The following is a 24436-nucleotide window of genomic DNA, read 5'->3' as shown; positions in this document are numbered from 1 at the left end:
CCGGCCTGCCTGCCGGGCGGCGCCGCGCGTTTCCGCCGACTACGTCAATCCGATTACGTCAATACGTCGGAATATGCCGGGCTCACGAACACAAACGGAACAGAGAGCACCACAAGTTCTTCCCAAACAGATCGTCAGTTCTCATATAGTGACCCAGACTTGTCTGGGAATCATCTGTTCCAGTTGTCGCATTTGATCACTGCAGTCACGACCCGCCCGAACCGTCCCATCCGTCACCGTCCGCCCCCCAAGGACTCCGCTTGCGCCCCTCAACCCGGCCGACCGCACTGGCCCTGCTGGTCACCGCGGCCCTCACCGGATCCCTGTGCGTGTGGGCGGCCGTCGCCGCTCCCGACTCGGTCAGAACCGCAGTGGCCTGGGGGGCGAGCACCGCCGCGGTGCTGCTCTCCGTCGCCGTCGCCGTCGCCGTCCACGCCCGCACCACCGCACACCGGCTGCGCGAGTTGCTCGCGGCCGAGAGCGGCCGGTTCACCGCCGAGACCTCGCGGATGGTGTCGGCTTCGGCCGCCGACGCCCAGCGGTTCACCGCCGAAACCGCCCGGATCAAAGCCGCGGCGGCCGCCGAGACGGCCCGCGTCACCAGGGAGGCAGCGGCCGGCTCCGAGCAGCTCACCGCGGACAACGCGCGCCTCAAGGCCCGCGCCGCCCGCAGCGACACCGAGCGCTCCGCCGCCATCGCCTCCTGCGCCAACGCCGCAGGACGGATGCAGGCGCTGGCCACCAGCATGCTCGCCGACCTGCGCGACATGGAGCACCGGCACTCCGCCGAGGACGTCCTGGGCGACCTGCTCCACCTGGACCACCGCACCGCCCAGGCGGGCCGGCTGGCCGACTCCATCGCCGTGCTGACCGGCGCCCGCTCCGGGCGGCGCTGGGCGAAGCCGATCGTGATGGAGTCCATCCTGCGCGGCGCGATGGGCCGGATCAGCGGATACCAGCGCATCCGTCTCCACTCGACCAGTGATGTCGCCATCGCCGGTCACGCCGCCGAGGGCGTCATGCACGCCCTGGCCGAACTCCTCGACAACGCCGCGAACTTCTCGCCGCCCACGGCCGAGGTCCATGTGTACGTGGAGGAGGTCCCGGCCGGCATCGTGCTGACCGTCGAGGACAGCGGTCTGGTCATGAGCGACGTGCAGCTGCGCCGCGCGGAGCGCGCCGTCTCCGCGACCGACCAGGACCTGGCCGGCCTCTCCGGCACCCGCCTCGGCCTCGCCGTCGTCGGCCGCCTCGCCCGCAAGCACGGACTGACCGTCTCGTTCCGGCCGTCGGCGCGCGGCGGCACGGGCGCGCTCATGATGCTCCCCCAGGAGATCATCACCCGCACCCCGGCCCCCGCCCCCGTCGCCGGCCCGGCGGTCCCCACGCCGCGCGCGCACGAGCCCGAGCCGGTCCACGCCTCCGGCGCCGACCGCACCGGCACCACCGACACCTCCTCCGGCTCCGCCCGCCCCGAGGAGCCCCTGCGCTCCGACTCCGGCTCGGAGACCACCGGCAGCCTCCCCCGGATCGGCGAGAGCGGCCTGCCCAAGCGCTCGCGCGGCCGCACCCTGGCCGCCGCCGAGTCCCGCGCCCGGGCCGCGACCGCCCCCGACGCTTCGGACTCCGAGACCACCGACGGCACCACCCCCCGGCCCCGTACGTCCGACCCCAAGGCCCAGGCAGCCCGCTTCAGCAGCTTCCGCCAGGCCGTACGGCCCAACTCCCCGCACCCGGAAGGCAACACCCCATGACCGCGACCACCGACGAGAAGCTCAACTGGCTGCTGGAGGGGCTCCTTGAGCGCACCCCCGGCGCCCGCCACGCCCTCGTGCTGTCCCGGGACGGCCTCAAGCTGTGCCGTACGCCCGAGCTCTCCGTCGACCAGGCCGACCAGCTGGCCGCGATCTCGGCCGGAATCCAGAGCCTCTCGCACGGCGCGTCCGTCGAGTTCGGTGACGGCACCGGCGGTGTACGGTCCGCGATGGCCGAGTTCTACGGCGGGGTGCTGTTCATCGTGGAGGCGGGGGCAGGCGCCCACCTCGCGGTCGTCGCCTCCGACAACGCCGACGTCGGCCTCGTCGGCCACAACATGAGCGAGCTCGTCGAGCAGCTCGGCGAGCACCTGGTCGCCCCGCCGCGCGAGTCCGCAGAGGTCTCCGAAACCGCGAGCGTATGACTCCCCGCCCCCGCCCCGGCCGGGATGACGACCCGGACCGGCTGTACACCCTCACCGGTGGCCGCAGCCGGTCCGATTCGGCCGCCTTCGACCTGGTGACGCTGGTCGTCTCCGAATGCGAGCCGGCCCCCGGCATGCAGTCGGAGCACGTCACGATCCTGCGGATGTGCGAACGGCCCACCGCGGTCGTCGAACTCGCCGCCGGACTGAACCTGCCCGTCAGCATCGTGCGCATCCTGCTGTGCGATCTGCTCGACACCGGCCGGATCAGCGCCCGCCACCCCCGTACCGCACGTGTCGCGGACCGGCTCCCCGACCCCGACATCCTGGAACAGGTGCTCGTTGGACTCCGCAACCTCTGACCGTGCCGCCCTGCAGGCCACGGCCGACAACGGACTGAAGATAGTCGTCGTCGGCGGCTTCGGGGTCGGCAAGACCACCATGGTCCGATCCGTGAGCGAGATCCGTCCGCTCAACACGGAGGAGACGATGACCCGCGCGGGCGAGGCCGTCGACCACCTCGACGGGGTGCAGTCGAAGACGTCCACCACCGTCGCCTTCGACTTCGGCCGGATCACGCTCGACGCCCGCTCCGTGCTGTACCTCTTCGGCGCACCCGGCCAGGAGCGCTTCTGGTTCCTGTGGGACCGGCTGTTCTCCGGGACCCTCGGCGCGGTCGTCCTCGTCGACACCCGGCGTCTCGCCGACTCCTGGTACGCCATCGACCGGCTGGAGCACCACGGCACGCCGTTCATCGTGGCGTGCAACGACTTCGGCGGCCCGCTCCACACCGAGCAGCAGATCCGCGAGGCGCTCGCCCTCTCGGACGACGTCCCGCTCGTGGAGTGCGACGCCCGGGACCGGTCCTCCAGCAAGTACGTCCTGATCACCCTGGTGGAGCACCTCTACGCCCTCTCGCGGGGCTCTGCCGGCTCCACCGCCGCCCGTCCGGAAGTCGCTCCGGAGAAGACCCCGGAGCCCACCCCGTGACCCAGCCCCCCGAACCGCCTCCGGGCTGCCCCGCACACGGACGCATCCCCCTGTCCGGGCCACGGTTCCAGACCGAACCCACCCAGCTGTACCGGGAGATGCGCCGCGACCACGGCGCCGTGGCACCCATCGCCCTGGACGGCGACGTCCCGGCCTGGCTCGTCCTCGGCTACCGCGAACTGCACCAGGTCACCAGCGACCCGGTGCTGTTCAGCCGCGACTCCGGCCTCTGGAGCCAGTGGGAGCACATCCCCGACGACTGGCCGCTGCTCCCGATGATCGGCCGCAACCAGCCGTCGATCCTCTACACGGTCGGCCCCCGGCACGTCGAACGCGCCCGCATGATCAGCAACGCCCTGGAGGCGGTCGACCCGTTCGCCCTCAAGCGGTACGCGGAGCAGTTCGCCGACGAACTGATCGACCGGTTCTGCTCCAAGGGCTCGACCGACATCATCGCCGAGTTCGCGATGCTGCTCCCCGCCCGGATCCTGGCCAGGATCTACGGCTTCAGCGACGCGGTCGGCGACGCGCTCGTCGGCTCGATCAACGACATGATCGACGGCCGCGAACGCGCCCTGGCCGGCCAGCAGCACCTCGCCACGTCGATGTTCCAGCTGCTGGCCGACAAGCATGCCGAGCCGGGCGACGACGTCGCCACCCGGATGCTGGCGGACCCGGGCGGCTTCACGGACGAGGAGGTCGCCCAGGACCTCATGGTCATGATGGCCGCGGGCCACCAGCCGACCGCGGACTGGATGGGCAACTCGCTGCGGCTGATGCTCACCGACGACCGGTTCGCCGCCTCGCTCTCCGGCGGCCGGCACAGCGTCGCCGAGGCCATGAACGAAGTCCTGTGGGAGGACACCCCGACGCAGAACATCGCGGGCCGCTGGGCGTCGCGCGACACCCACATCGGGGGACGTCACATCCAGGCGGGCGACCTGCTGGTCCTGGGCTTCGCCGCCGCCAACGCCGACCCGCAGGTACGCACCGACGGCTCCTCGCTGACCGGTGGCAACAACGCGTTCCTGTCCTTCGGCCACGGCGAGCACCGCTGCCCGTTCCCGGCCCAGGAGACCGCCGAGGTCATCGCCCGTACCGGCATCGAGGTCCTGCTGGACCGCCTCCCGGACATCGATCTGGACGTCCCCGCCGAACAACTCAGCCGGCGCCCTTCCCCGTGGCTGCGGGGTCTGACGGACCTGCCCGTCGCCTTCACACCCACCCCCGCCACAGGATCCGCCAACGGAGGCCAGATATGACTCGCATCGTCCTCGACCCCTTCGTCGCCGACCTCGACGGCGAGAGCGCCGCCCTGCGCGCCGCGGGCCCGCTCGCCGAGGTGGAACTGCCCGGCGGGGTGCACTGCTACGCGGTCACGCACCACGCGGAGGCGCGGCAGCTGCTGACCGACTCCCGGATCGTGAAGGACATCAACGTCTGGGGTGCCTGGCAGCGCGGCGAGATCCCGATGGACTGGCCGCTGATCGGCCTCGCCAACCCGGGCCGCTCCATGCTGACCGTCGACGGCGCCGACCACCGCCGGCTGCGCACCCTGGTGGCGCAGGCCCTCACCGTGAAGCGGGTGGAGCGGCTGCGCGCGGGCATCGAGGCGCTGACGACCGCGAGCCTGGACCGCCTCTCGGCCCTGCCCAAGGGCGAGAAGGTCGACCTGAAGGCGGAGTTCGCCTACCCGCTGCCCATGAACGTGATCAGCGAGCTGATGGGCGTGGACGGCGCCGACCACCCCCGCCTCAAGGAGCTCTTCGAGAAGTTCTTCTCGACGCAGACGCCGCCGGAGGAGGTCCCGCAGATGATGGCGGACCTCGGCACGCTCTTCACGAAGATCGTCGACGCGAAGCGGGCCGAGCCGGGCGACGACCTGACCAGCGCCCTGATCGCGGCCTCCGAGGACGGCGACCACCTCACCAACGAGGAGATCGTCAACACCCTCCAGCTGATCATCGCGGCGGGCCACGAGACGACGATCAGCCTGATCGTGAACGCCGTGACCGCGCTCCAGACCCACCCCGAGCAGCGCGAGCAGGTCCTCTCCGGCGAGCTGCCGTGGGAGAACGTGATCGAGGAGACCCTGCGCTGGAACACCCCGACCTCCCACGTCCTGATCCGTTTCGCAACGGAGGACGTCGCCGTCGGAGACAAGGTCCTCCCCAAGGGCGAGGCCCTGATCGTGTCCTTCGGCGCGCTGGGCCGGGACGAGGCGCAGTACGGCCCCACCGCCGGCGAGTTCGACGCGACCCGCTCCCCCAACCGCCACATCGCCTTCGGCCACGGCCCGCACGTCTGCCCGGGTGCCGCGCTCTCGCGCCTGGAGGCGGGGGTCGCACTCCCCGCCCTCTACGAGCGCTTCCCGGAGCTGGAGCTGGCCGTACCGGCCTCCGAGCTGCGCAACAAGCCGATCGTCACCCAGAACGACCTGTTCGACCTCCCGGTCAACCTGGGCTGACCCGGCCCCGTACGGACGATGGGCTGCCCCGGCCCCGTACGGACGTACCTCCAAGGTCCACGAGTCGGATCCCCTGTCTCATCCGACGGACAGGATGCGTAGCCGCCGCAGCGAGCGGCTACGCTCCGACTCGTGGCCGACATCCAGATTCCCGCTGACATCAAGCCCGCCGACGGACGCTTCGGCGCCGGTCCTTCCAAGGTGCGGACGGAGGCGCTCGACGCGCTGGCCGCCACCGGTACGTCTCTTCTCGGTACGTCCCACCGCCAGGCCCCGGTGAAGAACCTGGTCGGCGCGGTACGTGACGGCGTGCGCGACCTCTTCTCCCTCCCCGAGGGATACGAGGTGATCCTGGGCAACGGCGGCTCCACCGCCTTCTGGGACATCGCGACGCACGGCCTGATCGAGTCGAAGTCCCAGCACCTCAACTTCGGCGAGTTCTCGTCGAAGTTCGCGAAGGCCGCCAAGCTCGCCCCGTGGCTGGCCGACCCGACCGTCATCGCCTCCGACCCGGGCACCCACCCGGACCCGAAGGCCGAGGCGGGCGTCGACGTCTACGCCTTCACGCACAACGAGACCTCGACCGGTGTCGCCGCGCCCGTCAAGCGCGTCGCGGGCGCCGACGACGGCTCCCTGGTCCTGGTGGACGCCACCTCCGGCGCGGGCGGCCTGCCCGTCGACATCACCGAGACGGACGTCTACTACTTCGCCCCGCAGAAGTCCTTCGCCTCCGACGGCGGCCTGTGGATCGGCGTCTTCTCCCCGGCGGCCCTGGAGCGCGCGGGGCGCATCCACGCCTCCGGTCGTCACATCCCGGAGTTCTTCTCGCTGCCCACGGCGATCGACAACTCCCTGAAGAACCAGACGTACAACACCCCGGCCCTGGCCACGCTGTTCCTCCTGAACGAGCAGCTGACCTGGATGAACACCCAGGGCGGCCTGGACTTCACCACCGGCCGCACGGCCGCCTCCTCCGGCCACCTGTACGGCTGGGCCGAGGAGTCGAAGTACGCGACCCCGTTCGTCACGGACGCGGCCAAGCGCTCGCAGGTCATCGGCACGATCGACTTCGCGGACGAGATCGACGCCGCCGCGATCGCCAAGGTGCTGCGCGCCAACGGCATCGTCGACACGGAGCCGTACCGCAAGCTGGGCCGCAACCAGCTGCGCGTGGCGATGTTCCCGGCGATCGACCCGTCGGACGTCCAGGCGCTGACGGCGTGCATCGACTACGTGATCGAGAAGCTGTAACGCCTCCGCACCCGAGAAACGGCCCTGCGCACACGCCCGTGTGTGCGCAGGGCCGTTTCTGCTTCACTCCGCGAGGTGACGGCGGCACCTACCCGCCGCATGCGGCCACACCGTCCTACGATGATGCTCTCGACACCAGCCATTCCAGGAGGCCCGCAATGTCTGCAGCAGCAGTCGAGCACCCCTGTGACGATGAGCCGGAGCCGTTGCTCGAAGCAGCCAACAGGCTCGCGGAACAGCTTCCGGGTCACCGCGTCGAGATCATCGGAGGCGTCATCACCGTGGCCCCACCCCCGGACGGCCCGCACGCCGATGCACTGACCACACTCATGATCCCGTTCCTCGCCGCAGGACTCCACGGCGAGGAGTCGAGAGTCCTCCAGGGCATCGGTCTCTGGCTTCCCGAGGGCCCCGAGGACTACGCGATCCCCGACCTGGCCCTCGTCGACGCCGATCTCGACGAGCACAGACTCGAGAACAACTGCTACGACCCGGCCGTCTTCCGCCTGGTCCTGGAGGTCACCTCCAGCAACTACAGCAGCGACCTGCGGCACAAGGTCGCCGCGTACGCCGGCGCCAAGATCCCCGTCTACGTGATCCTCGACCGCAAGCACAGTCGGGTCCACGTCCTGACAGAACCCGTCGGCGGCACCTACGACCGCCACGAGGTGTACGCCCCCGGCCAGGAGGCCCCGCTCCCCGACTCGATCGGCGCCGAAGTGGTCCTCGACGTCGCCGGACTGATCAAGGCCGGCCGGGCCCGGAGCTGAAACTGCCTGGCAGGCCTTCAGAGGCAGTTGCTACCGTCCGGCCCATGACGAAGACCGTGCCGTACACCGGTGGCGAGAAGGAGTCCCTGCACATCGCCCTCGACCGGCACCGCGATGCGGTGCTGTGGAAGCTCGAAGGGCTGGACGACGAACAGCTGCGCCGCCCGATGACCCCGACGGGGACGAATCTCCTGGGCCTGGTCAAGCATCTGGCGACCGTCGAGTACGGCTGGTTCTGCGCACCGTTCGGGTTCGAGATCGAGAAGCTCTGGTTCGACTCGGCCACCGAGGACATGACGATCGCCCCGGACGAGACGACCGCGGACATCCTGGCGTTCTACGACCGCGCCCGCACCGCCGCCGACCGCGCCATCGAGGCCACGGACCTGGACACGACGGGCACGTCGTGGAACGGGCGGACGGTGTCGATGCGCTGGGTCCTCATCCACATGCTGGAGGACGTCGTACGGCACGCCGGGCACATGGACATCGTGCGCGAACTGATCGACGGGGCGACGGGCACCCACCCCGCCGCCGGCTGAGGCACCGGGCTCACCGCTCCCCCAGCACCCACCGCTCCTCCCCGTCCTCCCACTCACCGGTCCGCACCAGCCCGGCCGACGCGGCCACCGCGGCCGACGCCGCATGGTCGGGGTGGATGTGGGCGACGACGGTACGGACCACTCGCCCGCCCATCAGGTGGGCGACGAGGCCCCGCGCCGCCTCCTTCGCGTACCACCGCCCCTGCCGCTGCGTCCCGATCACCCAGGCGATCTCCGCCCGGGACCCGCGCACCGTGGCCTGCACATAGCCCACCAGACAGTCCTCGCCCCGGATCCGCAGCACCCAGTTCCACCACAGCTCGTCCGGGTCCGGGGATCCTGCGGTCTGCCGCTCGTAGCGGGCCCGCAGTTCTTCGGCCGACTCCGGGGCGCCGCCGGTGAAGGTGTGGAGGCCGGGATCGTCCAGCACCGCCGCCATCTCGTCCGCGTACGCCACCCGCAGGGGCAGGGCATCGAGGCGGGCGGTGGAGAACGGCGCGGGCCCGTTGTTCGTCGTCATGGACCGCCGACCCTACTCCGGGCTCACCGACGGCTTCGAAAAGCCCGTCCGGCGCCGCCCGCGCGGATGACACGACGCCGGGGCGGCGGACCATGGAAGGTATGCAGACGATTCCTGAGCTGAAGCCGTTCGTGAAGCAGTACGCCGTGCTGCTCAGCACGCGGCGGCAGGACGGAACGCACGCGGACACCCCCGTCAACATCGCCGTCGAGGGCGACCACGCCTACATCCGTACGTTCTCCTCGGCCTGGAAGGTGGAGCGGATGCGCAACCACCCCGTCGTGAGGATCGGCCCGTGCACCCTGCGCGGCCGGCCGACGGGACCGCAGATCACCGCGCACGCCCGCCTCCTCCAGGCCGGTTCGAAGGAGAACACGCACGCCGCCCGGATGCTCTCCCGCAAGTACCCGGCCATGCACGGCGTGCTCGTCCCGCTCGCGCACAAGATCAAGCGGGACAGGACCCTGCACTACGAGATCCGCCCGATCGAGGCCTAGGGGATCACCCCTGTCGGCGCCGCCTGCCCAGGAACAGCAGCAGCCCGATCCCGGCGAGCACGGCGACCCCGGTCAGCGTGGTGCCCTTCACCGGCACCCCGTCCCCGCCCCCGGCACCGCCCGCACCGGTGGCCGACGGCGACGTGCCGCCCGCCCGGGCGGGCCCGTCGCCCCCGCCGTTCTTCAGGTCCACCCGCACGACATCGCTCTGCTCCCCCTCGGAGCCGTACATCAGCGCCGAGCCGTCCGCCGTGTACGTCACGGACTCGGACTGCCCGAGCAGCGGCGACTCCACCGGGTAGTCCTTGCCGAGCCTCCCGTTCGCGAAGGGGTAACCGCGCGCGCTGAAGTACGAGCGCAGCACCAGTTCCTTGCCGTCCGGCGAGAACGCCCCGTCCGTCACCCACGGCACCTCGCCGACCCGCCGGAACACGTTGTCCCCACCCGTCGTGAGCTTCGCGGGGCCTTCGTACAGCCCGCCGCCGTCCTCGTTCTTCGACGCGATGTACACGCGGCCCGTCTTCGGGTGGACCATCAACGCCTCGGCGTTGCGCGGACCGTCGGCGTACTTCACATCGAACTGCGTGGCCCGGACCGTCGCGTCCCGGAGCTCCTTGGGCTCGGGGAAGCGGTAGATCCAGACGTGGTCCCAGCTGCCGTTCAGGTTGTCGCCGATGTCACCGACGTACAGATTCCCGTCGGGCCCCAGCGAGATCGCCTCCACGTCCCGGGGCGCGCCCACACCCTTCATGGCGATCCGCGCGACGGTCTTCCCGGTCCGGGAGTCGACGGCGAAGACGTACGGCCCGTCGTCGCTGTCGTTGTGCGTCCAGTAGATCCCCGGGTGGGCGCGGCTGGCGGCCAGCCCGCTGGACTCGGTGATCTGCGGGTCCTCGATCGTGAAGCTCCGGTCGGCCTCCCCGTCGTCGGCCAGGGCAGGGGCCACCGCCGCGAAGGACAGCAGCGCGGCAACGGTGGCGGAAACGGTCAGTCGGTACGAACGCATGGCACAAGTGTCCATCGTCACGTCGCAGGCCGGCGTCATGATCCGCGATGATGGCGCCATGCGTTTCATGTGTGTCGGCGATTCCATGACCATCGGACGCGCCGGAGACTTCACATGGCGCTACCGCATGTGGCAGCACCTCGACGCGACCTTCGACGGTCCGTACGCGATCGTCGGCCCGCGCACCGAGCTGCACGACACCGACACGGGCACGCCCGTCTCGACCGCGTACGCCGCCCCCGGCTTCCCCGCCGAGGCCCGCCGCCACCTGGCCGGCTGGGGCGAGGGCTGGCTGCACATGGCCCCGGTGATCGCGGACACGGTCGCCGAGCACCGGGCGGACATCCTGCTCGTCTCCCTCGGCCTGATAGACCTCGGCTTCTACACGGACAGCGAGCAGACCGCGCTGAACGCCCACGCGTTCCTCACCGCCGCCCGCACGGCGAACCCGCACATCAAATGCGTGCTGCTCCCCGTCATACCGAACATCCGGGCGGAGTCCGACGCCCCCTTCGCCGCCGAGTGCGCCCGCTTCAACGAACTCCTCGCCAAGACCGTGGCCGGCCTCGACACCCCGGCGTCCCCGATCCTGCTGGCCTCGCACCCGACCGGCTACGACATCCACACGGACACGTACGACGGCACGCACCCGGGCCCGTCCGGCGAACACCGCCTCGCGGCCGCCTACGCCGACGCGATGCACCAGGCGTGGGGGATCGGCGGCCCGTACCGCGCCGTGCAGGGCTCCCTCATCCCTTCCCCGTCGGCTTCGCCCGTACGTGCATCCGCTCCCCCTGCGGTCCGAACAGGCTGAGGAACTCCACCGGCTCCGGACCTGCCGCCCCCCACCAGCCATGACCGCAGCGGGGGCCACTCAACGAGGTGACCCCGCTGGATTCCCTGGCTGGTTCAGCTGAGTGCCTGGACGTTGAGCCAGTCGGTAGTGCCGACGGCAGTAGGCGTGCCAATCGTGGTGGGCGTGAGGGAGGGGTAGAAGTAGAGCTCCTTGCCGGTGTCGTGGCTTGTGGCGAAGAGGTCGGGTTTCCCGTCTCCGTCGCTGTCGCCGTCAGAGGTGATCAGCGGGTGGGTGTTTTCGTCCCAACCGGTGGCTTGAATATCAGTAATGGGGTGGCCGAGACCTTCGCCGGACGGTCCGGTTCCGGCGTAGAGACGGAGTCTTCCGTCTGACTTCTGTCTGGCAACAGGTCGACTCGGCCGTCAGCGTTGACGTCGCCGGGCGCGATCATGTCGTAGTTACCCCAGGAGACGGCACCTATGAGGATCAGGTCGGCAACCTCATCGAGGTAGAAGGTGTCCGAGCCGAAGTAGAGCCAGAGGCGGTCGCCTGGGTCTGATGCACGATCGGGTGACATCTGAACTGGCTTGCCCTGTAGGGCAGGTGGGAATGATGTCGCTGTGCCCAAGCCTTATCCGGAAGAGTTCCGCGAGGATGTCGTGCGGGTCGCGAGGAACCGCGGCCCGGGTGTGACGGTCGAGCAGGTGGCCGCCGACTTCGGCGTTCACGCGATGACGCTGTGGAAGTGGATGCGCCGGGCGGACGTCGACGCCGGGACGAAGCCCGGTACGACCAGCCAGAAAAGCACGGAACTGCGCATGGCAATTCGTAGGGGATCAATAGATGACTGATCGACTTGGGCCGTTGGAGCGCAGGGGCGCGTCATGGGCCGCTGGAGCAGGTGGCATTTTTTGTCTATCTATGTCGGAGTTTCTGGCACTAGATTTGGAGATTTATCGCGATGGGTAGTGGTAAAGGATACCCGAAGGGGTTGTTGAGGGTTCCGACCGTCTCTCATGATGCTTGGGCCTCTCAACCTGAAGCGGCTCGCTTTCTTGGGATCTCCGTAGTTCGGATTGGGGTTCTGATTTCCGTAGATCACTTGTCTCCCGCACATAATCCTGATGGAGAGGCGGGGGTGACCAAGGAAAGCCTCAAGCGGGAATCGAGCTGGCGCGAGTCTGCGACCGTCTACAAGAAGATGCGCCGCCTTATTAGGGACTCCGTAAATTTCACATAGCATCGCGACCCGCCTTCCGTGGCACCGAGCGCACCTTACTTCTGCGCTCGCATTTCCGCTGGTTGCGATCCCGCCTCGCACTCGCTGGGCCACGTGACACGCAGGGCCGTTGATACGCCCCGCAGACCTCTGCGGCAACGGCTACCCCATCGGCGGCACCGGCCAGGTCAAGGGCGACAAAACCCGCTACACCAAAAACGCCTCCACCGGAATCCGGTGGCAACTCGGCCCCTACATCAACAAGAGCGGAAAAGCCGTCACCTTCCCGGGCAAAAAGACAAAAAGCAAGTCGACGCCACGCAAAAAGCGCGTGCCGCAATTGTCGCTGCAAAGAAGGCCGCAGATAAGGAACGCCGCCAAAAGGACGGCACCTTCGGCAGTCTCACGAAAGGGGCACTTTAGTGATGCGCGGAAAAACACCATAGAATCTGCCGTTGGGCGAGGTATCAGCCAGGCGTATGACTGGACGGCTAAGCATCGGGCCTGTATGGGAACCGTTCTCGGCTACGGAGCTATCGCGGCCTGCACGTTCGGGACTGCCGGCGTGTGTGCAGTTGCAGGAGGACTCGCGCTCGACTACGCATTCACCAAGTTTGTGGAACTTCTGGCGGCATTCTCAACAGGTATGAGGTCAGTCTTGAGTCGACTTGAAGAGAACATCATGAAGGGGCATGTGGCAAGTCTTGGGGCCGCATGGCAGTTTGCGGGCGATCATGCATAGCGAAATGGGCCCACTGGAGTTTGTGCAAGATGTTTGGGTTATCGGTGACCCGTCGGGGGAACACCTCGCGCTGGAACCAGAAGGGCTCGTCCATCGCGTCGACGAATCCGATCGTGAGACCATCGCCTGGTCGCGCCTGATGAACTTCAGCCTGGAGGCCCAACCAGGTAAAGTTGCCAGCTCGAAGGGACTTGCGCGAACAGCGAAGATTCTTGCAAACCTTTCAGGTGCCGGATACTCGGCAAGTGGTGGTGCCAGCGTCGCCGCGACATTGCGCCGCCCATACGAGGACTGGTCCGCCGATTTTGACCATCATTCGCGAAAATATCCACGACACCACATCAAGCTAGTGGACGAACTTCTACGGCAAACGGTCGAAAAAGGTGCAGCCGTTCGTCTCGGTGATCCCGAATGGATTTCTACGGCTGTGGAGATCCTGGCGGAACTGGCACCGGCTGCCTCCCGTCCACAGAGGTCTGTCATCAGAGATCTCCTGGACGGGATGGACTGACACTAACCAGGACAGTCCATCTTTAACCTCGATCTTTCGTTTTGGCCCGTCGGATTCTTCGGCGGGCCATTACGCCTGCTCTGACCTCCGAGTACAGTGAGCCGTTTCCATCCTGACGGGTGGTTGGACGGGTCACCCCGGCGGTGGGCAAGAAGAAAGCTCCTGGTAGACGGGTTCACGAAAGTTGTCGAGATCGGCACTACATTTGTCGCAGCCTTCGGGACTGCAGCCTGCATAGCAATCGCTTTCTGTGAAGTATGTCCGTGTTTGTGGACATCTCTTGAGGATCAGATCGTGGGATCTGGCATGGAGGTGTCGTGGTGGGTACAGCCCGGTATTCGGAAGAGTTCAAGCAGGATGCGATCAAGCTGGTGGCCTCCACCGGCCGGTCCATCAACTCGGTGGCGCCACGGACCTTGGTGTCAACACCGAGTCCCTGCGGAATGGGCACGTGCGGCCGAAGCCGCCCAGGTCTGCGGGGGTGGTGAGCCGATGACTCCGGCGGAGCGTGAGGAGCTGAAGCGGCTGCGTATGCAGGTGAGAGATGGGGGAGCCTGTGGGCCGCTCGGAACGCTTTTGCGGTCTACAGGCTCGCTCCTCCAGCAACGCTAAGATGAACGTCACCCGTAAGGAATGTAGCGGAGCGTGCAGAATTGATCCGCTACATCGGCCTGTGTGCAGAGGTAGGGCGAAATGAACCTTGAGGGCTTCAGCTACGGCTGCCTATTCGGGCTGGTAGTGGCTGGGATAATTATCGAGAAGGTAGGGGGTAGGGAATCTCCTATGAAGGCAATCAGAATCGCCATGCTGGTAGTCGCTGTCATATCTCTGGCTGTGGGCATCTATGGGTGACTTGGTCACTCTACGATTCCGCCGAGGCCAGCGGGCCGCCGAAGTGAAGACTAAATCCGTCCCCACGCGAGGACGAGGCGGGGCCCCATCGAAGTCGTTACTAACGAGCTCGTGCACGGTTAGCGGTGAGACGTCGATCTCGGATCGGCGATCATGGCTGCGTGGTGGGGAACGTGACGCGCACAGCGATCATCAGCGACCAGAGGATCACGAGGCTGCCGACCGCAGTGATCGCCGAAGTTGTCGATGTAGGGCCGTTGTGGCATGAACAGCACCAGGCCAGACTTGCGTAGCGGCCGCGGAAGCGGTCTGTGGGCGCCGGCGCGAAACACCAGTACGAGATCGCTGCCGATCGACAAAGGGTGGTTATAAGTGTTGAGCAGGCCGGGAAGGCTGGCAATCACAGCACTTCTTCTCAGTAACTTCACACTCACCTCTTGCAGAGGGCCGGATCCAAGTTCAGTGAGATTCGGATATCGCTGGGACGACCAGGGGAACGTCGTGATCGCCTACCCCATCTGCTCCTGGGACAGGGTATCCGCCGCGAATATCAGTATCCGCATAGTACGTGGAGACAAAAGCACGTTTCAAACATTGTGAAGTGCCAGCGGATCCGATTCCGATGAGGTTGCGCAGGGCGTTTTCACGGTGGGGGCACCCAAAAGCTTTCACGTCGAAGGGAAACCCCTCAATAGGAAACTTCCAGAAGGGTTCTACGTCGGAGTCGAAGAAACCACATTGGACGGACATCCTGATTCCTCCAGGGATGACTGGATAGACCAGTCAGTCCGACCCTCATCCCCCTTGAAGTCAGGCAAATACATGACATCAGAGGGAAAGATCGTCAGTCGACAGCGGGTAAACGACCAGTTGAAATGCGAAAATGCCGGGCAGAAATAGCGGGCGACCGCCAACGGAATGAGGGATATCGGCCTGGATGGCGAACTCCCTGCTGGCACGACTGCTGATCAACTCCGTCCGGAATGCTGCAAATCTGGGGACATTCCGCGGGGCCGGTGCTCCGAGCCCAGGAGTCTCCGCAGGATGGCGCTGAGAACAGACATCGGACAGGAGTACCCGCCTACTTCCCCGTCGGCTTCGCCCGTACGTGCATCCGCTCCCCCTGCGGTCCGAACAGGCTGAGGAACTCCACCGGCTCCGGCCCGGCCGCCCCCCACCAGTGCGGGGTGTGCGTGTCGAACTCCGCCACCTCCCCCGCCGTGAGCACCAGGTCGTGGTCCCCCAGCACCAGCCGCAGCCGCCCCGAGAGCACGTACAGCCACTCGTACCCCTCGTGCACCCGCTGCTCGACCGGCCCTTCCATACCCGTCGCCCCGGGCATGACCTGCTTGTACGCGTTCACCCCGCTGAGGTGCCGGGTCAGCGGCACGAACGTCATGCCGTGCCGCTTGAAGGGCCGGAAGGTCACCCGCGGATCCCCGGTCTCCGGAGCCCCGACCAGCTCGTCCAGCTGCACCCCGTACGCCTTCGCCAGCGGGAGCAGCAGCTCCAGGGTGGGCTTGCGGCCACCGGACTCCAGCCGGGACAGCGTGCTGAGCGAGATGCCGGTCGTCTCGCTCAGCTGCGCCAGCGTCGTCCCGCGCTCGGTGCGCAGCGCGCGCAGCCGCGGCCCGACGCCGGTCAGGACGGACGACAACTCGTCGTCCCCCATCGCGCTGCCCTCTGCTCCAACCTTGTCTTCTGCCATCCCTCCATTTGCCGACCCGGCAAGTGGTGCTGTCAACCGGAGACGTCCGTCGACCCGCCCACCGGTCCGATCATGGCCATGGACAGCCGGGTGAACTCGCTGGTCAGCCAGGCAGGCGGCACCTGGCGCGGACGACGGCCGTGGTGTGCGAGGAGCTCGTCGACGGACCGCGTCAGCACCTTCACCACCACGGCAAGGTTGCCGTCGACGCAGTGGCCCCGCCTCCTCGCGCGCTCGGCCTCCTGGGTCAGGAACTCGATCCACACCGAGCGCCACATCGTGAGGTGGGCGTCCATCTCCCTGCTGACCCCGAGCACCTCGACGAACGCCACCCTCGCCTCGCGCGGGTCCCGCGTGACGGCCTGCACATAGGCGTCGAAGAGCCTGCGGACCCGTTCCTCGGTCGGGCAGGTCTCCATGCCCTCGGCGGACAACTCCGTCTCGGACGCCCGCATGCCCCGCGTCGCCACCTCGTCGTACAGATCGACGAGCAGGGCCTCGCGCGACTCGAACTCGCGGTGGAAGTCCCGCACTTCCACGTGCGCGGAGGCACACAGATCCTCGACGGTGGTACGGGCGTAGCCGTACACGGCGAACAAGGTCCGCCCGGCCGCCATGAGTTGCGCACGCACCCACGCAGGGTCCCGCGCCGCCCGCACTCCGCTCCAAAGCTCCACTACGGCATCCGTCATCGGTCCTCCTCGGTCCGTCCAGGCCCCCGCGCCCACTTTGCTCGCTCCACGGCGCAGACGGTGCTACCGCCACACGGCGAACAGCCGTACGCCTCACTCGGCGGCAGCCGCATCCGCCGCCTGCAACGCCGCGATCCGCTCCCGCCAGGGCAACGACTCGGGCTCCTCGAAGTCGTCGTCCAGGGGCGGCGGGTCCCACTTGACCGTGTGCGCCTCCCAGGCGGCCTGCTGCGTACACGGCCGGCACACGGTCTCGGTCCCCTTGGGCCGGAAGACGTGCTCAGCGCCCTCTTGCTGCGCCTCGCACGCGATGAACTCCCTGACGGCGGCGAGGACGGGAGCGGGCTCCTCCACGCGTACCGGCGACGGCATCATGGTTTCGAGCCGCTTGCCCAGGAACCCGAACGGAAACCTCACTCCGTCCTTGGGCAGCCCCCTGGTGAGCGCGAGCCGCAGCCCGGCAACATCGACCCCGCGCCGCAGCCATTCGGCGGCCGTCCCGGCCAGCCCCCGGGCCTCACGGGCCCCGAGGCGCAGCTGGTCGTCGACGCGTTTGAGAGAGAGCAACACGCGCTCGGCCTGGATGACTTGCGGGTCCGTGGGTTCGGGCTCCACGGCTTCGTCCGCAGGCTTCGGCTCTTCGGTGGGTGGGTGGGAGGAGTTCTTCTCCTGTTCTTCACCCTTGGGTAGGTAACCACCGACGGACCGAGTACTCGGATGACCGACCGTCGGATAGTGCTCATTCGGTCCCACCTGCGGTGATTCAGCCCTTTTGTCATGGATGCGCCGGGCCTCGTGGTCCGTGAGCGGAACATTGGACAGGAGCTGATCGGTCACCCAGAGCCCGCCGCCGTCCTGGCGCCGCCACTCGTGGACGAACCCGTTCTCCTTGAGTAGGCCCTTCGCCTTCTGGTAGGCGCGCCCTTTGATGCCGAGCCTCTTGGCGTGCTCACCGAGAGGCCTACCGGACCACTTCTCGGGGAGGCCCTGCACGTAGGTGATGAGAATCTTCGCGTCACTGGTGAGCTTCGGATGCCGCACGATGTCGTGCGCGGCCTTCACGTAGCCGTAGGACGGCGAGATAGCATGACAAAGCATTCTCGGTGGACCTCAGATCCATCGTGGGGTGAAGGCCCTCGGCATACGGTGTTGGTAGCACCGCCGGGGGCCGCCCCATGCGCAGAAGCGCACGGAGCGTAATGACGCGATCACCGTACAGCACGGATCTCGTCGTCGACCACCTCCCGCAGCAGCTCGAACAGCAGTTCCGCATCCACGAACGGGACTTGGGCGGTAGGCAGGGAACGCCAGTCCAGCGGGTACGTCAGCCCGTGCAAGGCGGGCACCCCGACGAAGGCCGCCCCCTCCCGCACCAACGCCTCGGCCCCGACGGGCCATCGGTACTCACGGGCGCTCCCGGGCGGCAGCAGGAAGTACATGCTCCGCTCCCCGATCCGCGAGCGGACGATGGGTCCGGCCCGAAAGTCGGTGAACTGCATTACTTCGTACGCAACTTGCTCGCCCAGGATGCCGATGATCCGTACGGCGTCGAAGTGGATCCCGGCGTGACGGAGCGCGTGGCCCGTCGCGGGGATCCAGGAGGGCATCAGGTCCGGTGAATTTTTCTGTTCCATACGGAAAGCGTCGGCACTCGCACGTACCGTGACCAGGGACACAAGGCGTCTGTGCACTGTTGTGCACTTGGGGGTCAGGGCTGTGCACTCCAGTAATAACGGGGCCGGTAGCGCCGAGATGTTCGGGGAGTTGCTGCGCTTCTTCCGTCTGCGCGCCGGCCTTTCACAGGAGGCATTAGGGCTGAAGATCGGATTCTCCAAGTCGCAGGTGGCGATGGTGGAGCGAGGGGCCCGGCCGCCGAAGGGAAATTTCGTCGCGCGCGCGGACGACGTCCTTGGTGCACAAGGTGCACTGATGGCAGCTGCACGGAAGCTGGACACCACCCACTTGGCCTCCTGGTTCGCAGAGTTCGCCGAGGAGGAAGCGATGGCTGCGGCCCTCCACACGTACGAGACCCATGTGATGCCGGGGCTACTCCAGACGGAGGCGTACGCACACGCGGTCTTCGAGAGCCGCCACCCCGCGTACGACGACGAGGACATCGCAGGGAAAGTAGCCGCCCGGCTGGACAGACAGAGCCTTCTGGCCAGGAAGCCGCTGCCGGACATCACCTTCGTCGTGGAACTGATTGCCCTCAGCCGCCCTATCGGCGGGCAGGCCGTGCAGAAGGAGCAGTTGCGTCACGTGCTCGAAGTCGCGCAGCTACGGCACGTACAGATCCAGGTGATGCCACCGGAACGAGAGAGTCATGCCGGACTGGACGGCCCCTTCGTCCTGCTGGAGACGGAACAGCGGCGCCAGCTCGCTTACATCGAAGGTCAGGGAGGCAGCTTCTTCGTCGACAAACAACCTGACCTGGCCAACCTGTTCGGCAAGTATGGGACTCTGCGAGCGCAGGCTCTCAGCCCGGAAGAATCGCTGGAACTGATCGAACAGGTGGCACAGAAAATATGAGCACCGGTCTCCGCTGGTCCAAGAGCACCTACAGCGGCAACGACAGTGGCAACTGCATCGAGGTTGCCGTGGCGTGGACCAAATCCAGCCACAGCGGTAGCGAGGGCGGCAACTGCGTAGAGGTGGCCACCTGCCCCCACACCGTCCACGTCCGCGACTCCAAGGACCTCACCGCCCCCGCGCTCACCCTCTCCCCCGCCGCCTGGACGGCCTTCCTCAAGCACACGGCGGTATAGCTCGATGACGACCTGGTTCGACGAGCTGCCCGAGGTCCTGACCAGGGCCGACTTCGGAGCCCTGGTGGGACGCCCGCCGCGCAGCATCGAGCTGATGGCGTACCGAGGCCTGGTCGCAGATCCCGCGTTCCGCAATCGCAACAAGCTCGTGTGGAACGAGGAAGCCGCGATCGGCTGGTTCCGCTCTCTGCACAACCACGCGGTGATCGTGCCGGCGAACGAGCAGGCCATGCTCGACCTCTCCACGCACCGCGCGTACATCTGCCCGCTCGACAGCAAGCACGTGGCTCTTGCCCGCCCCCGGATGCTTGTGATGTATCAACGAGGCGGCGGAGGAACGGTCTTCGGGGTCGATGCGGTGGAGACCATCAACCAGGAGATCGAGGGGACCCGCAACGCGAGCAAGCAGACGCGGCAGATCCTGCGTGACGGGAAGCCCCTGGACACGGACACGTTCCCGGGTCGATGGACCGTGTTCCACCTCAGGGAGGCTGGCACGATCGGCAGGATCACGCCGGCGATCCAGCAGGGCCGCTACCTGCGGGTGGACGACGTCCTGGACGCGATGACGTCCGACCACCTCGCGGTCCCCACGCTCGACGAGGCGTTCCCTTCCCGGAAGTAGGCCCAAACAGTGTTCTCGTTTGCCGGGTCCGCTGGTTCGACGAACCAAGGGCGGCCAGCTCTCGCCGGTCTCGTCCGATGGTGAAGACTGAGCCCATGACAGACGTCGTTTTCACCCGCCGGAGCGGCTGGATCCCGAACGTGGTCCGCGAGGACGGCGAGCTGAAGCTGATGCTCGGCGCCGGGGCCGACGCCAACCACGACCCGCGCACGTTCACGTTCTCGATCGGGGAAGCCCATCTTGCGGTGATCCGGGAGGATCTGGCCCGACACCTGCTGCTGTGGAGCGCGGTCATCCCGCTGTGCGACGCGGCCGGAACCCGCGGCCCGCTCGACGAGAACGCCGCCGTCGCGCTCCTGGACCCGATCCTCCTTTCCGCACCGGCGGACGTCGACGCGACCTTCCAACGGATCCAGTGGGCCAAGGGCCCTCTCATCTCCCACGGAGCCGACATCAATCTGCTGGAGCGCGGCCAGGTCTGCGCGGCGATGCGATCGGCGACAGAGACGTCAGACGCGAAACGAACTCAGGTGTACTACGCGGACCGCCGTCGCGCCGAGCGCGGACAGGTACTCGATGTACTCGACACCGCGCTTCTGATGTACACGGGCCAGTACCTGCACGGCGCGACGATTCCGAGGCGGCTGCCCGATGCCGTCAACCCCGCGCTCCTGCCCGAGGTCATGCGGGTGATCGCCACCGCGGAGCAGGCGTGCGCCGGCATGCGGATCGGCCGCGACCCGCGACGGGGAAAGCGCGGCACGGACAAACGCGACTGGGAGCGGATGGCGGCGACGGTCGAAGCGGCCGTACGCCGTGCGCACCCTGAGCTCGTCGACGACGCGGTACGGACGGTGAGCTTCCTGATGTGCTCGGAGGCCGTCGACCGCACCAGGAGCACGCCCATGGACGATGACGAGGAGGCTGTCGGCGACAGCGCCACGTCCGGTGAGAGCGCGAGGAAGACGAGCCTGTTGTTCACCGACGACAAGGACGGCGAGAAGAAGTGGCTCCGGAGCCACCCCCGCACCGCCACCGCGGAGTTCTGGGAGTTCGTCGCCGACCGCTACGGCTCGGAAAACCAGGTGTTCACCATCGAGGACGAGGAGATGGGCGAGGGGCTCCAGTTCCATTTCTACGCGGACTCGCTCGCCCGGATCACGACAGCGCGCAAGGGCGAGAACGGGTCGGATCCGGAGTACCGGGTCGAGTACAGCCTGGTCGACGGGATGAGCGGATACCGGAAGCTGCTGGGCGCCTTCGTCCGGGGCGGCTGCGCCGCGCTCGACGAGCACGGCTCCTGGATGTCGGACGCCGCCGATCTCGAACGCGCGCGCCGACGACGCGACGCCGCCGCCGCCGCCGAGTAGCCCCGCCACCGTCACAGACCGCGCCCGTACGACATGGGCTCAGCGGGCCTCGTACCGGTCCTGCGCGTCGAGCACGCTGTCCGCGTATCGCGCGGCCCAGAGTCCGACGCCGGCGGGCGGCGTGGACCGTGCGGCGTACGTGGAGGCCACTGCCGCGTTCGCGATCGGTGCGTGGTGGACGGGCGGCTCTCCCGCCCTGGCCTTCCCGGAAGCGCCGATAGCCGCCTGAGGCCCGCGGGCCCGGGCGAATACTCCGCCGCACAGGTCGACGCTCCTTGGACGGTCCAGGAATGATCCGGATGATCCGTGCCGCTGGGGCTGGCAGCGACGGCCGGGGAACGGGGCCATCCACAGCTCCGTGGACATGCTCCTGCGCCACGGAGCGGACATCCACGAGGCGATGAAGGGCAGAACACCGCTTGAGTGGACGGCCGCCTTCGGCCAGGTACAGATGCTGCACCAGCTGCTCGAAACGAGGGCGAACGGGTCGACGGCGATCTCGCCAAGGTCGATCGAGCGTCGGTCGAGCTCGGCTACTCGGTGGTTCCCGAGGAACTGCTGGAGAGCGCGTACGACGGGCCGAGCCTCCTTTATGTTGAGCGGCCCACCTGGTCGGATCGCTTCTTCGGGATCTTCTGACGACTGCCCTCCGGGCCACCCCTGCGCTGCATAGCATGTCCATGATCATGCATGTGGTCTCGGAGGGGGTTCGCGATGACCGGTGAGATCTGGGCACCCGTTCTGTCGCTCGCCGGTGTCCTGCTCGGCGGCGGGTTGACCGCCTTTGCCCAGCGCGCGACGCAGCGGTCCGCCGAGCGCACCGAGCGACACAGGCTGGCGGCGGCCACGGCGGAGGGCCGCCGGGCGGAACAGTTGGCGGTGCTCAAGGAGTTCGTCGCGCGAGCGCAGCAGGCCGAGCAGGTCGCGTACAGCCGTCCTGAGCCGTGGGGTGACGACGAGAACGGGTGGATGACCGGTGCCGGGCCCGTCATGACCGCGCTGTGGACCGCATCGGGCAATGTGATGCTGATGTGCGACCAGCGGCTGCACGAGCCCGTCCGCGCCTACGGGCACGCGCTCAACCAGGCGGTGTGGCGCGAGATCGGCGATACCGAGGTGAACGAGCACCTTGAGACATACAAGGCCGCGTTCATGGCCGCAGCGCACCGCAGCCTGACTTCCGGCTGAAGGGGCCGCGCCCTCCTTTGTGGTGAGCGGCTCCGCGATCATCCGGCCACGGAGCCTCCGCAAAAGCCCATTGGCGGCTGTCGGCGGTCAGCGGTCTCTATGCCTTTCGCGCCCGTCACGGCGTGGACCTGGGCGATCTGGTCACCGAGCTGCAGCCGCTCCGCGCCCGTCGCACGGGCTGGAAGCCGTTTCTGTATCACCCAAGGGCTGTCCCGCAATTCCTGGTGGATCAGCGCGCGGCGTCAGATGCGGTGCATCGCAAGGCGGAGGGACGCCCGAATACTGGATGTATTCGGGCGTCCCGACAACGCCGCGAGGTGCCGTAGCTGTCGTCGCGCGCCCGCCAGGAATTGCGGGACAGCCCTTAGTCGGCGGCCGGCCCTGGAGACGCCGCACGATCAAGCTGAAGTCGCCCCGCACCCACCCGACGATCCTGACCGCCGTCCAGGTCCAGGCGATCCTGGACGCGTACACCCGGCTGCGGAACCGGTTTCTGTTCGCGCTGCTGTGGGAGACCGGGATCCGGATCGGTGAGGCACTCGGGCTCCGTCACGAGGGCCTGGCCGCGGATCTCCGTATTCGAGTGGGGCTGGGCCTGGAGCCGTTTGCGGAAGTCGAATGGGTGATACTGCCGCGGGGCAGGGCGCCTGCGAGGACAATGAGGCCCTTGTCAGTGCGGATATCAGGGGGCGACGGCGCATGGTCGAGCAAGTGTTAGCCATCTTCGCGCAGGTTGCGAGTGGCACGGCCGCCGCGGTCGGGGCCGAAGTGGGACAGACCGTCACGACGATCGTGCGCGACCGCCTCGTGGCGACCGATCGGGGCCGTACGGCGATCAGCACCATCGACGCCAGTCCCACCGACCCCGCGGCCGTCGCGGAGTTGCGGAACGTGATCCAGGCGGAGGTGGACGCCGACCCGCGTTTCGCCGAGCGGATAGCCCTCGCCCTGGCGGGACCGCCGCCTGCCGCCCAGCCCCGCATCAACACGGGCATCTCGTTCGACAACAGCCCGGTACGGGGCCGGACCATCATCTCCACGGCAGGGGTGACCGTCACCAACACCCGCAACGTTCGCCTGTCCCTGCTGGCCGCGGCTGTTGTGCTCGTCGCGTTGCTGGCCCTGGGCCTCTACGGCGGAAAGCAGTTGATCAATGCGGATGATTCCCCCGCACAGGGACCCGGGTCCGGAAGCACTGTGACAGTCCTCAAGGACCCTGCGGTGGTCAAGGAGATCTCGCCCGGCATGAACAGCCTGCCGACCGGCTGGGGCGTGCGGGACGACTATCCCAGGGAGTTCGACTGCCGAGCGGGTGACAAGTGCACGGACGCGGTGCTCAACGTCCAGACCGCCTACACTCCGGGCTTCGAGTTCGACCAGGCGCAGATCGAAGTACTGACCTACAAGAGCGTCAAAGCGGCGACCGCCGGATACACCGAGAGCAAGCGACAGCACGCGAACTTCGGGTCCACGCCGACACCGGTGGCTCTGCCGAACGTCGGTGGCGACGACTCTGCCGCCTTCGATTGGGCCAACAGCCCGACGTCCGGCATCACCGAAGCGACCGGCGCGATGGCAGTGGTCCGAGTGGGAACGGTGGTCATCAATATCGTCATGCTGGACGAGGGCGCCGGCGGCACGGACCTCGGAATTCTCCAGTCCTTCGCCGCAACCACGACCGCCCGCGCCCAACAGGCGCTGAACGGCGAGGCCCCCAGCGCCGTCATGACCGATTAGGACCTGTCC

General features: G+C 67.7%; 30 protein-coding genes. 23 read left to right on the top strand and 7 right to left on the bottom strand.

The annotated features are described in order from the left end of the window. Window positions 1-260: 260 nt before the first annotated feature. The 9 genes from SH922_RS22725 to SH922_RS22685 all read left to right on the top strand — a co-directional run bounded on the left by SH922_RS22725 (window position 261) and on the right by SH922_RS22685 (window position 8199). Window positions 261-1754, top strand: coding sequence for a sensor histidine kinase (locus SH922_RS22725; protein WP_393059735.1), 1494 nt, complete (start codon window positions 261-263; stop codon window positions 1752-1754). Then, window positions 1751-2179 (top strand): roadblock/LC7 domain-containing protein, encoded by a 429-nt coding sequence (locus tag SH922_RS22720; protein ID WP_393059734.1) that lies wholly within the window; start codon window positions 1751-1753, stop codon window positions 2177-2179. Before SH922_RS22725 ends, SH922_RS22720 begins: the two co-directional genes overlap by 4 nt. Further along, entirely contained in the window at window positions 2176-2541 is a 366-nt protein-coding gene (locus SH922_RS22715) for a DUF742 domain-containing protein (protein ID WP_219573777.1), read from the top strand. The genes SH922_RS22720 and SH922_RS22715 overlap by 4 nt, the downstream gene beginning before the upstream one ends. After that, window positions 2522-3169 (top strand): ATP/GTP-binding protein, encoded by a 648-nt coding sequence (locus tag SH922_RS22710; RefSeq protein ID WP_393059733.1) that lies wholly within the window; start codon window positions 2522-2524, stop codon window positions 3167-3169. Before SH922_RS22715 ends, SH922_RS22710 begins: the two co-directional genes overlap by 20 nt. Beyond that, on the top strand, window positions 3166-4431 hold the full coding sequence (locus SH922_RS22705; RefSeq protein ID WP_393059732.1) for a cytochrome P450: 1266 nt from the start codon (window positions 3166-3168) through the stop codon (window positions 4429-4431). The genes SH922_RS22710 and SH922_RS22705 overlap by 4 nt, the downstream gene beginning before the upstream one ends. Continuing rightward, entirely contained in the window at window positions 4428-5636 is a 1209-nt protein-coding gene (locus SH922_RS22700) for a cytochrome P450 (RefSeq protein WP_393059731.1), read from the top strand. The genes SH922_RS22705 and SH922_RS22700 overlap by 4 nt, the downstream gene beginning before the upstream one ends. 132 nt (window positions 5637-5768) lie before the next feature. Further along, entirely contained in the window at window positions 5769-6887 is a 1119-nt protein-coding gene (gene serC, locus SH922_RS22695) for a phosphoserine transaminase (RefSeq protein ID WP_393059730.1), read from the top strand. A 158-nt stretch (window positions 6888-7045) separates the two neighbouring features. Further along, a complete protein-coding gene (locus SH922_RS22690; protein ID WP_393059729.1) occupies window positions 7046-7657 on the top strand; it encodes a Uma2 family endonuclease in 612 nt (203 codons plus the stop codon). Between the two features lie 44 nt (window positions 7658-7701). Further along, a complete protein-coding gene (locus tag SH922_RS22685) occupies window positions 7702-8199 on the top strand; it encodes a DinB family protein (RefSeq protein ID WP_393059728.1) in 498 nt (165 codons plus the stop codon). Window positions 8200-8209: 10 nt separating this feature from the next. Here the strand turns inward: SH922_RS22685 and SH922_RS22680 are convergent, their stop codons facing one another. Then, window positions 8210-8719: a GNAT family N-acetyltransferase gene (locus tag SH922_RS22680; protein WP_393059727.1), complete on the bottom strand. Its 510-nt coding sequence runs from the start codon at window positions 8717-8719 to the stop codon at window positions 8210-8212. 101 nt (window positions 8720-8820) lie between these two features. On the opposite strand from SH922_RS22680, the gene SH922_RS22675 reads away from it, so the two are divergent. Beyond that, window positions 8821-9216 carry a PPOX class F420-dependent oxidoreductase gene (locus SH922_RS22675; protein WP_393059726.1) on the top strand — a complete coding sequence of 132 codons (396 nt, stop codon included), beginning with the start codon at window positions 8821-8823 and terminating at the stop codon, window positions 9214-9216. Between the two features lie 4 nt (window positions 9217-9220). Here the strand turns inward: SH922_RS22675 and SH922_RS22670 are convergent, their stop codons facing one another. Further along, window positions 9221-10222, bottom strand: coding sequence for a WD40 repeat domain-containing protein (locus tag SH922_RS22670; protein WP_393059725.1), 1002 nt, complete (start codon window positions 10220-10222; stop codon window positions 9221-9223). A gap of 58 nt (window positions 10223-10280) precedes the next feature. Here SH922_RS22670 and SH922_RS22665 point away from each other — a divergent pair, with 58 nt between their 5' ends. Beyond that, window positions 10281-11036, top strand: coding sequence for a GDSL-type esterase/lipase family protein (locus SH922_RS22665; RefSeq protein WP_393059724.1), 756 nt, complete (start codon window positions 10281-10283; stop codon window positions 11034-11036). 262 nt (window positions 11037-11298) lie between these two features. On the opposite strand, the gene SH922_RS22660 is transcribed toward SH922_RS22665, so the two are convergent. After that, window positions 11299-11595: a hypothetical protein gene (locus SH922_RS22660; RefSeq protein ID WP_393059723.1), complete on the bottom strand. Its 297-nt coding sequence runs from the start codon at window positions 11593-11595 to the stop codon at window positions 11299-11301. 43 nt (window positions 11596-11638) lie between these two features. Here SH922_RS22660 and SH922_RS22655 point away from each other — a divergent pair, with 43 nt between their 5' ends. The 5 genes from SH922_RS22655 (at window position 11639) to SH922_RS22635 (ending at window position 14342) form a co-directional block, all read left to right on the top strand. Further along, a complete protein-coding gene (locus SH922_RS22655; protein ID WP_393059722.1) occupies window positions 11639-11869 on the top strand; it encodes a transposase in 231 nt (76 codons plus the stop codon). Window positions 11870-12367: 498 nt separating this feature from the next. Continuing rightward, window positions 12368-12979, top strand: coding sequence for a DNA-directed RNA polymerase I subunit RPA34 (locus tag SH922_RS22650; RefSeq protein ID WP_393059721.1), 612 nt, complete (start codon window positions 12368-12370; stop codon window positions 12977-12979). A gap of 4 nt (window positions 12980-12983) precedes the next feature. Beyond that, window positions 12984-13490: a hypothetical protein gene (locus tag SH922_RS22645; RefSeq protein WP_393059720.1), complete on the top strand. Its 507-nt coding sequence runs from the start codon at window positions 12984-12986 to the stop codon at window positions 13488-13490. Between the two features lie 317 nt (window positions 13491-13807). Beyond that, window positions 13808-13978, top strand: coding sequence for a transposase (locus tag SH922_RS22640; RefSeq protein ID WP_393059719.1), 171 nt, complete (start codon window positions 13808-13810; stop codon window positions 13976-13978). A 205-nt stretch (window positions 13979-14183) separates the two neighbouring features. Next, the gene (locus SH922_RS22635; protein ID WP_393059718.1) at window positions 14184-14342 is read left to right on the top strand and encodes a hypothetical protein; all 159 of its coding nucleotides are present in this window, start codon (window positions 14184-14186) and stop codon (window positions 14340-14342) included. 1081 nt (window positions 14343-15423) lie between these two features. Here SH922_RS22635 and SH922_RS22630 read toward each other — a convergent pair. The 4 genes from SH922_RS22630 to SH922_RS22615 form a co-directional block, all read right to left on the bottom strand. Next, a complete protein-coding gene (locus tag SH922_RS22630) occupies window positions 15424-16014 on the bottom strand; it encodes a helix-turn-helix domain-containing protein (RefSeq protein ID WP_393063656.1) in 591 nt (196 codons plus the stop codon). Window positions 16015-16082: 68 nt separating this feature from the next. Beyond that, entirely contained in the window at window positions 16083-16742 is a 660-nt protein-coding gene (locus tag SH922_RS22625) for a TetR/AcrR family transcriptional regulator (RefSeq protein WP_393059717.1), read from the bottom strand. Between the two features lie 93 nt (window positions 16743-16835). Further along, window positions 16836-17840: a hypothetical protein gene (locus SH922_RS22620; protein ID WP_393059716.1), complete on the bottom strand. Its 1005-nt coding sequence runs from the start codon at window positions 17838-17840 to the stop codon at window positions 16836-16838. Between the two features lie 110 nt (window positions 17841-17950). After that, the gene (locus SH922_RS22615; protein ID WP_393059715.1) at window positions 17951-18376 is read right to left on the bottom strand and encodes a hypothetical protein; all 426 of its coding nucleotides are present in this window, start codon (window positions 18374-18376) and stop codon (window positions 17951-17953) included. An 82-nt stretch (window positions 18377-18458) separates the two neighbouring features. Here SH922_RS22615 and SH922_RS22610 point away from each other — a divergent pair, with 82 nt between their 5' ends. The 7 genes from SH922_RS22610 (at window position 18459) to SH922_RS22580 (ending at window position 24427) form a co-directional block, all read left to right on the top strand. Beyond that, a complete protein-coding gene (locus tag SH922_RS22610) occupies window positions 18459-19271 on the top strand; it encodes a helix-turn-helix domain-containing protein (protein WP_393059714.1) in 813 nt (270 codons plus the stop codon). Beyond that, entirely contained in the window at window positions 19268-19507 is a 240-nt protein-coding gene (locus tag SH922_RS22605) for a DUF397 domain-containing protein (protein WP_393059713.1), read from the top strand. Before SH922_RS22610 ends, SH922_RS22605 begins: the two co-directional genes overlap by 4 nt. Before the next feature lie 4 nt (window positions 19508-19511). Then, complete coding sequence (locus SH922_RS22600) at window positions 19512-20132, top strand: hypothetical protein (protein ID WP_393059712.1); 621 nt, start codon at window positions 19512-19514, stop codon at window positions 20130-20132. A 95-nt stretch (window positions 20133-20227) separates the two neighbouring features. Beyond that, window positions 20228-21502, top strand: a complete 1275-nt coding sequence (locus tag SH922_RS22595) for a DUF6357 family protein (RefSeq protein WP_393059711.1) — start codon at window positions 20228-20230, stop codon at window positions 21500-21502. A gap of 423 nt (window positions 21503-21925) precedes the next feature. Beyond that, window positions 21926-22141, top strand: coding sequence for a hypothetical protein (locus SH922_RS22590; RefSeq protein WP_393059710.1), 216 nt, complete (start codon window positions 21926-21928; stop codon window positions 22139-22141). A 75-nt stretch (window positions 22142-22216) separates the two neighbouring features. Next, window positions 22217-22690, top strand: a complete 474-nt coding sequence (locus tag SH922_RS22585) for a hypothetical protein (RefSeq protein WP_393059709.1) — start codon at window positions 22217-22219, stop codon at window positions 22688-22690. Between the two features lie 711 nt (window positions 22691-23401). Further along, on the top strand, window positions 23402-24427 hold the full coding sequence (locus SH922_RS22580) for a hypothetical protein (protein WP_393059708.1): 1026 nt from the start codon (window positions 23402-23404) through the stop codon (window positions 24425-24427). The last annotated feature ends 9 nt before the right edge of the window (window positions 24428-24436 follow it).

This window comes from Streptomyces sp. LN549, assembly GCF_043203805.1.
GTDB lineage: Bacteria > Actinomycetota > Actinomycetes > Streptomycetales > Streptomycetaceae > Streptomyces.
The sequence above is the reverse complement of the archived record's forward strand: the minus strand, read 5'-3'. Positions and strand labels throughout refer to the sequence as shown.

Excerpts from the sequence above, each read along its gene's own strand:
- SH922_RS22720 (WP_393059734.1), top strand. The coding sequence starts at position 1,751 with ATGACCGCGACCACCGACGAGAAGCTCAACTGGCTGCTGGAGGGGCTC.
- SH922_RS22715 (WP_219573777.1), top strand. The coding sequence starts at position 2,176 with ATGACTCCCCGCCCCCGCCCCGGCCGGGATGACGACCCGGACCGGCTG.
- SH922_RS22700 (WP_393059731.1), top strand. The coding sequence starts at position 4,428 with ATGACTCGCATCGTCCTCGACCCCTTCGTCGCCGACCTCGACGGCGAG.
- SH922_RS22690 (WP_393059729.1), top strand. The coding sequence starts at position 7,046 with ATGTCTGCAGCAGCAGTCGAGCACCCCTGTGACGATGAGCCGGAGCCG.
- SH922_RS22685 (WP_393059728.1), top strand. The coding sequence starts at position 7,702 with ATGACGAAGACCGTGCCGTACACCGGTGGCGAGAAGGAGTCCCTGCAC.
- SH922_RS22680 (WP_393059727.1), bottom strand. The coding sequence starts at position 8,719 with ATGACGACGAACAACGGGCCCGCGCCGTTCTCCACCGCCCGCCTCGAT.
- SH922_RS22675 (WP_393059726.1), top strand. The coding sequence starts at position 8,821 with ATGCAGACGATTCCTGAGCTGAAGCCGTTCGTGAAGCAGTACGCCGTG.
- SH922_RS22670 (WP_393059725.1), bottom strand. The coding sequence starts at position 10,222 with ATGCGTTCGTACCGACTGACCGTTTCCGCCACCGTTGCCGCGCTGCTG.
- SH922_RS22665 (WP_393059724.1), top strand. The coding sequence starts at position 10,281 with ATGCGTTTCATGTGTGTCGGCGATTCCATGACCATCGGACGCGCCGGA.
- SH922_RS22660 (WP_393059723.1), bottom strand. The coding sequence starts at position 11,595 with ATGTCACCCGATCGTGCATCAGACCCAGGCGACCGCCTCTGGCTCTAC.
- SH922_RS22645 (WP_393059720.1), top strand. The coding sequence starts at position 12,984 with ATGGGCCCACTGGAGTTTGTGCAAGATGTTTGGGTTATCGGTGACCCG.
- SH922_RS22635 (WP_393059718.1), top strand. The coding sequence starts at position 14,184 with ATGAACCTTGAGGGCTTCAGCTACGGCTGCCTATTCGGGCTGGTAGTG.
- SH922_RS22630 (WP_393063656.1), bottom strand. The coding sequence starts at position 16,014 with ATGGGGGACGACGAGTTGTCGTCCGTCCTGACCGGCGTCGGGCCGCGG.
- SH922_RS22625 (WP_393059717.1), bottom strand. The coding sequence starts at position 16,742 with ATGACGGATGCCGTAGTGGAGCTTTGGAGCGGAGTGCGGGCGGCGCGG.
- SH922_RS22620 (WP_393059716.1), bottom strand. The coding sequence starts at position 17,840 with ATGCTTTGTCATGCTATCTCGCCGTCCTACGGCTACGTGAAGGCCGCG.
- SH922_RS22615 (WP_393059715.1), bottom strand. The coding sequence starts at position 18,376 with ATGGAACAGAAAAATTCACCGGACCTGATGCCCTCCTGGATCCCCGCG.
- SH922_RS22605 (WP_393059713.1), top strand. The coding sequence starts at position 19,268 with ATGAGCACCGGTCTCCGCTGGTCCAAGAGCACCTACAGCGGCAACGAC.
- SH922_RS22600 (WP_393059712.1), top strand. The coding sequence starts at position 19,512 with ATGACGACCTGGTTCGACGAGCTGCCCGAGGTCCTGACCAGGGCCGAC.
- SH922_RS22595 (WP_393059711.1), top strand. The coding sequence starts at position 20,228 with ATGACAGACGTCGTTTTCACCCGCCGGAGCGGCTGGATCCCGAACGTG.
- SH922_RS22585 (WP_393059709.1), top strand. The coding sequence starts at position 22,217 with ATGACCGGTGAGATCTGGGCACCCGTTCTGTCGCTCGCCGGTGTCCTG.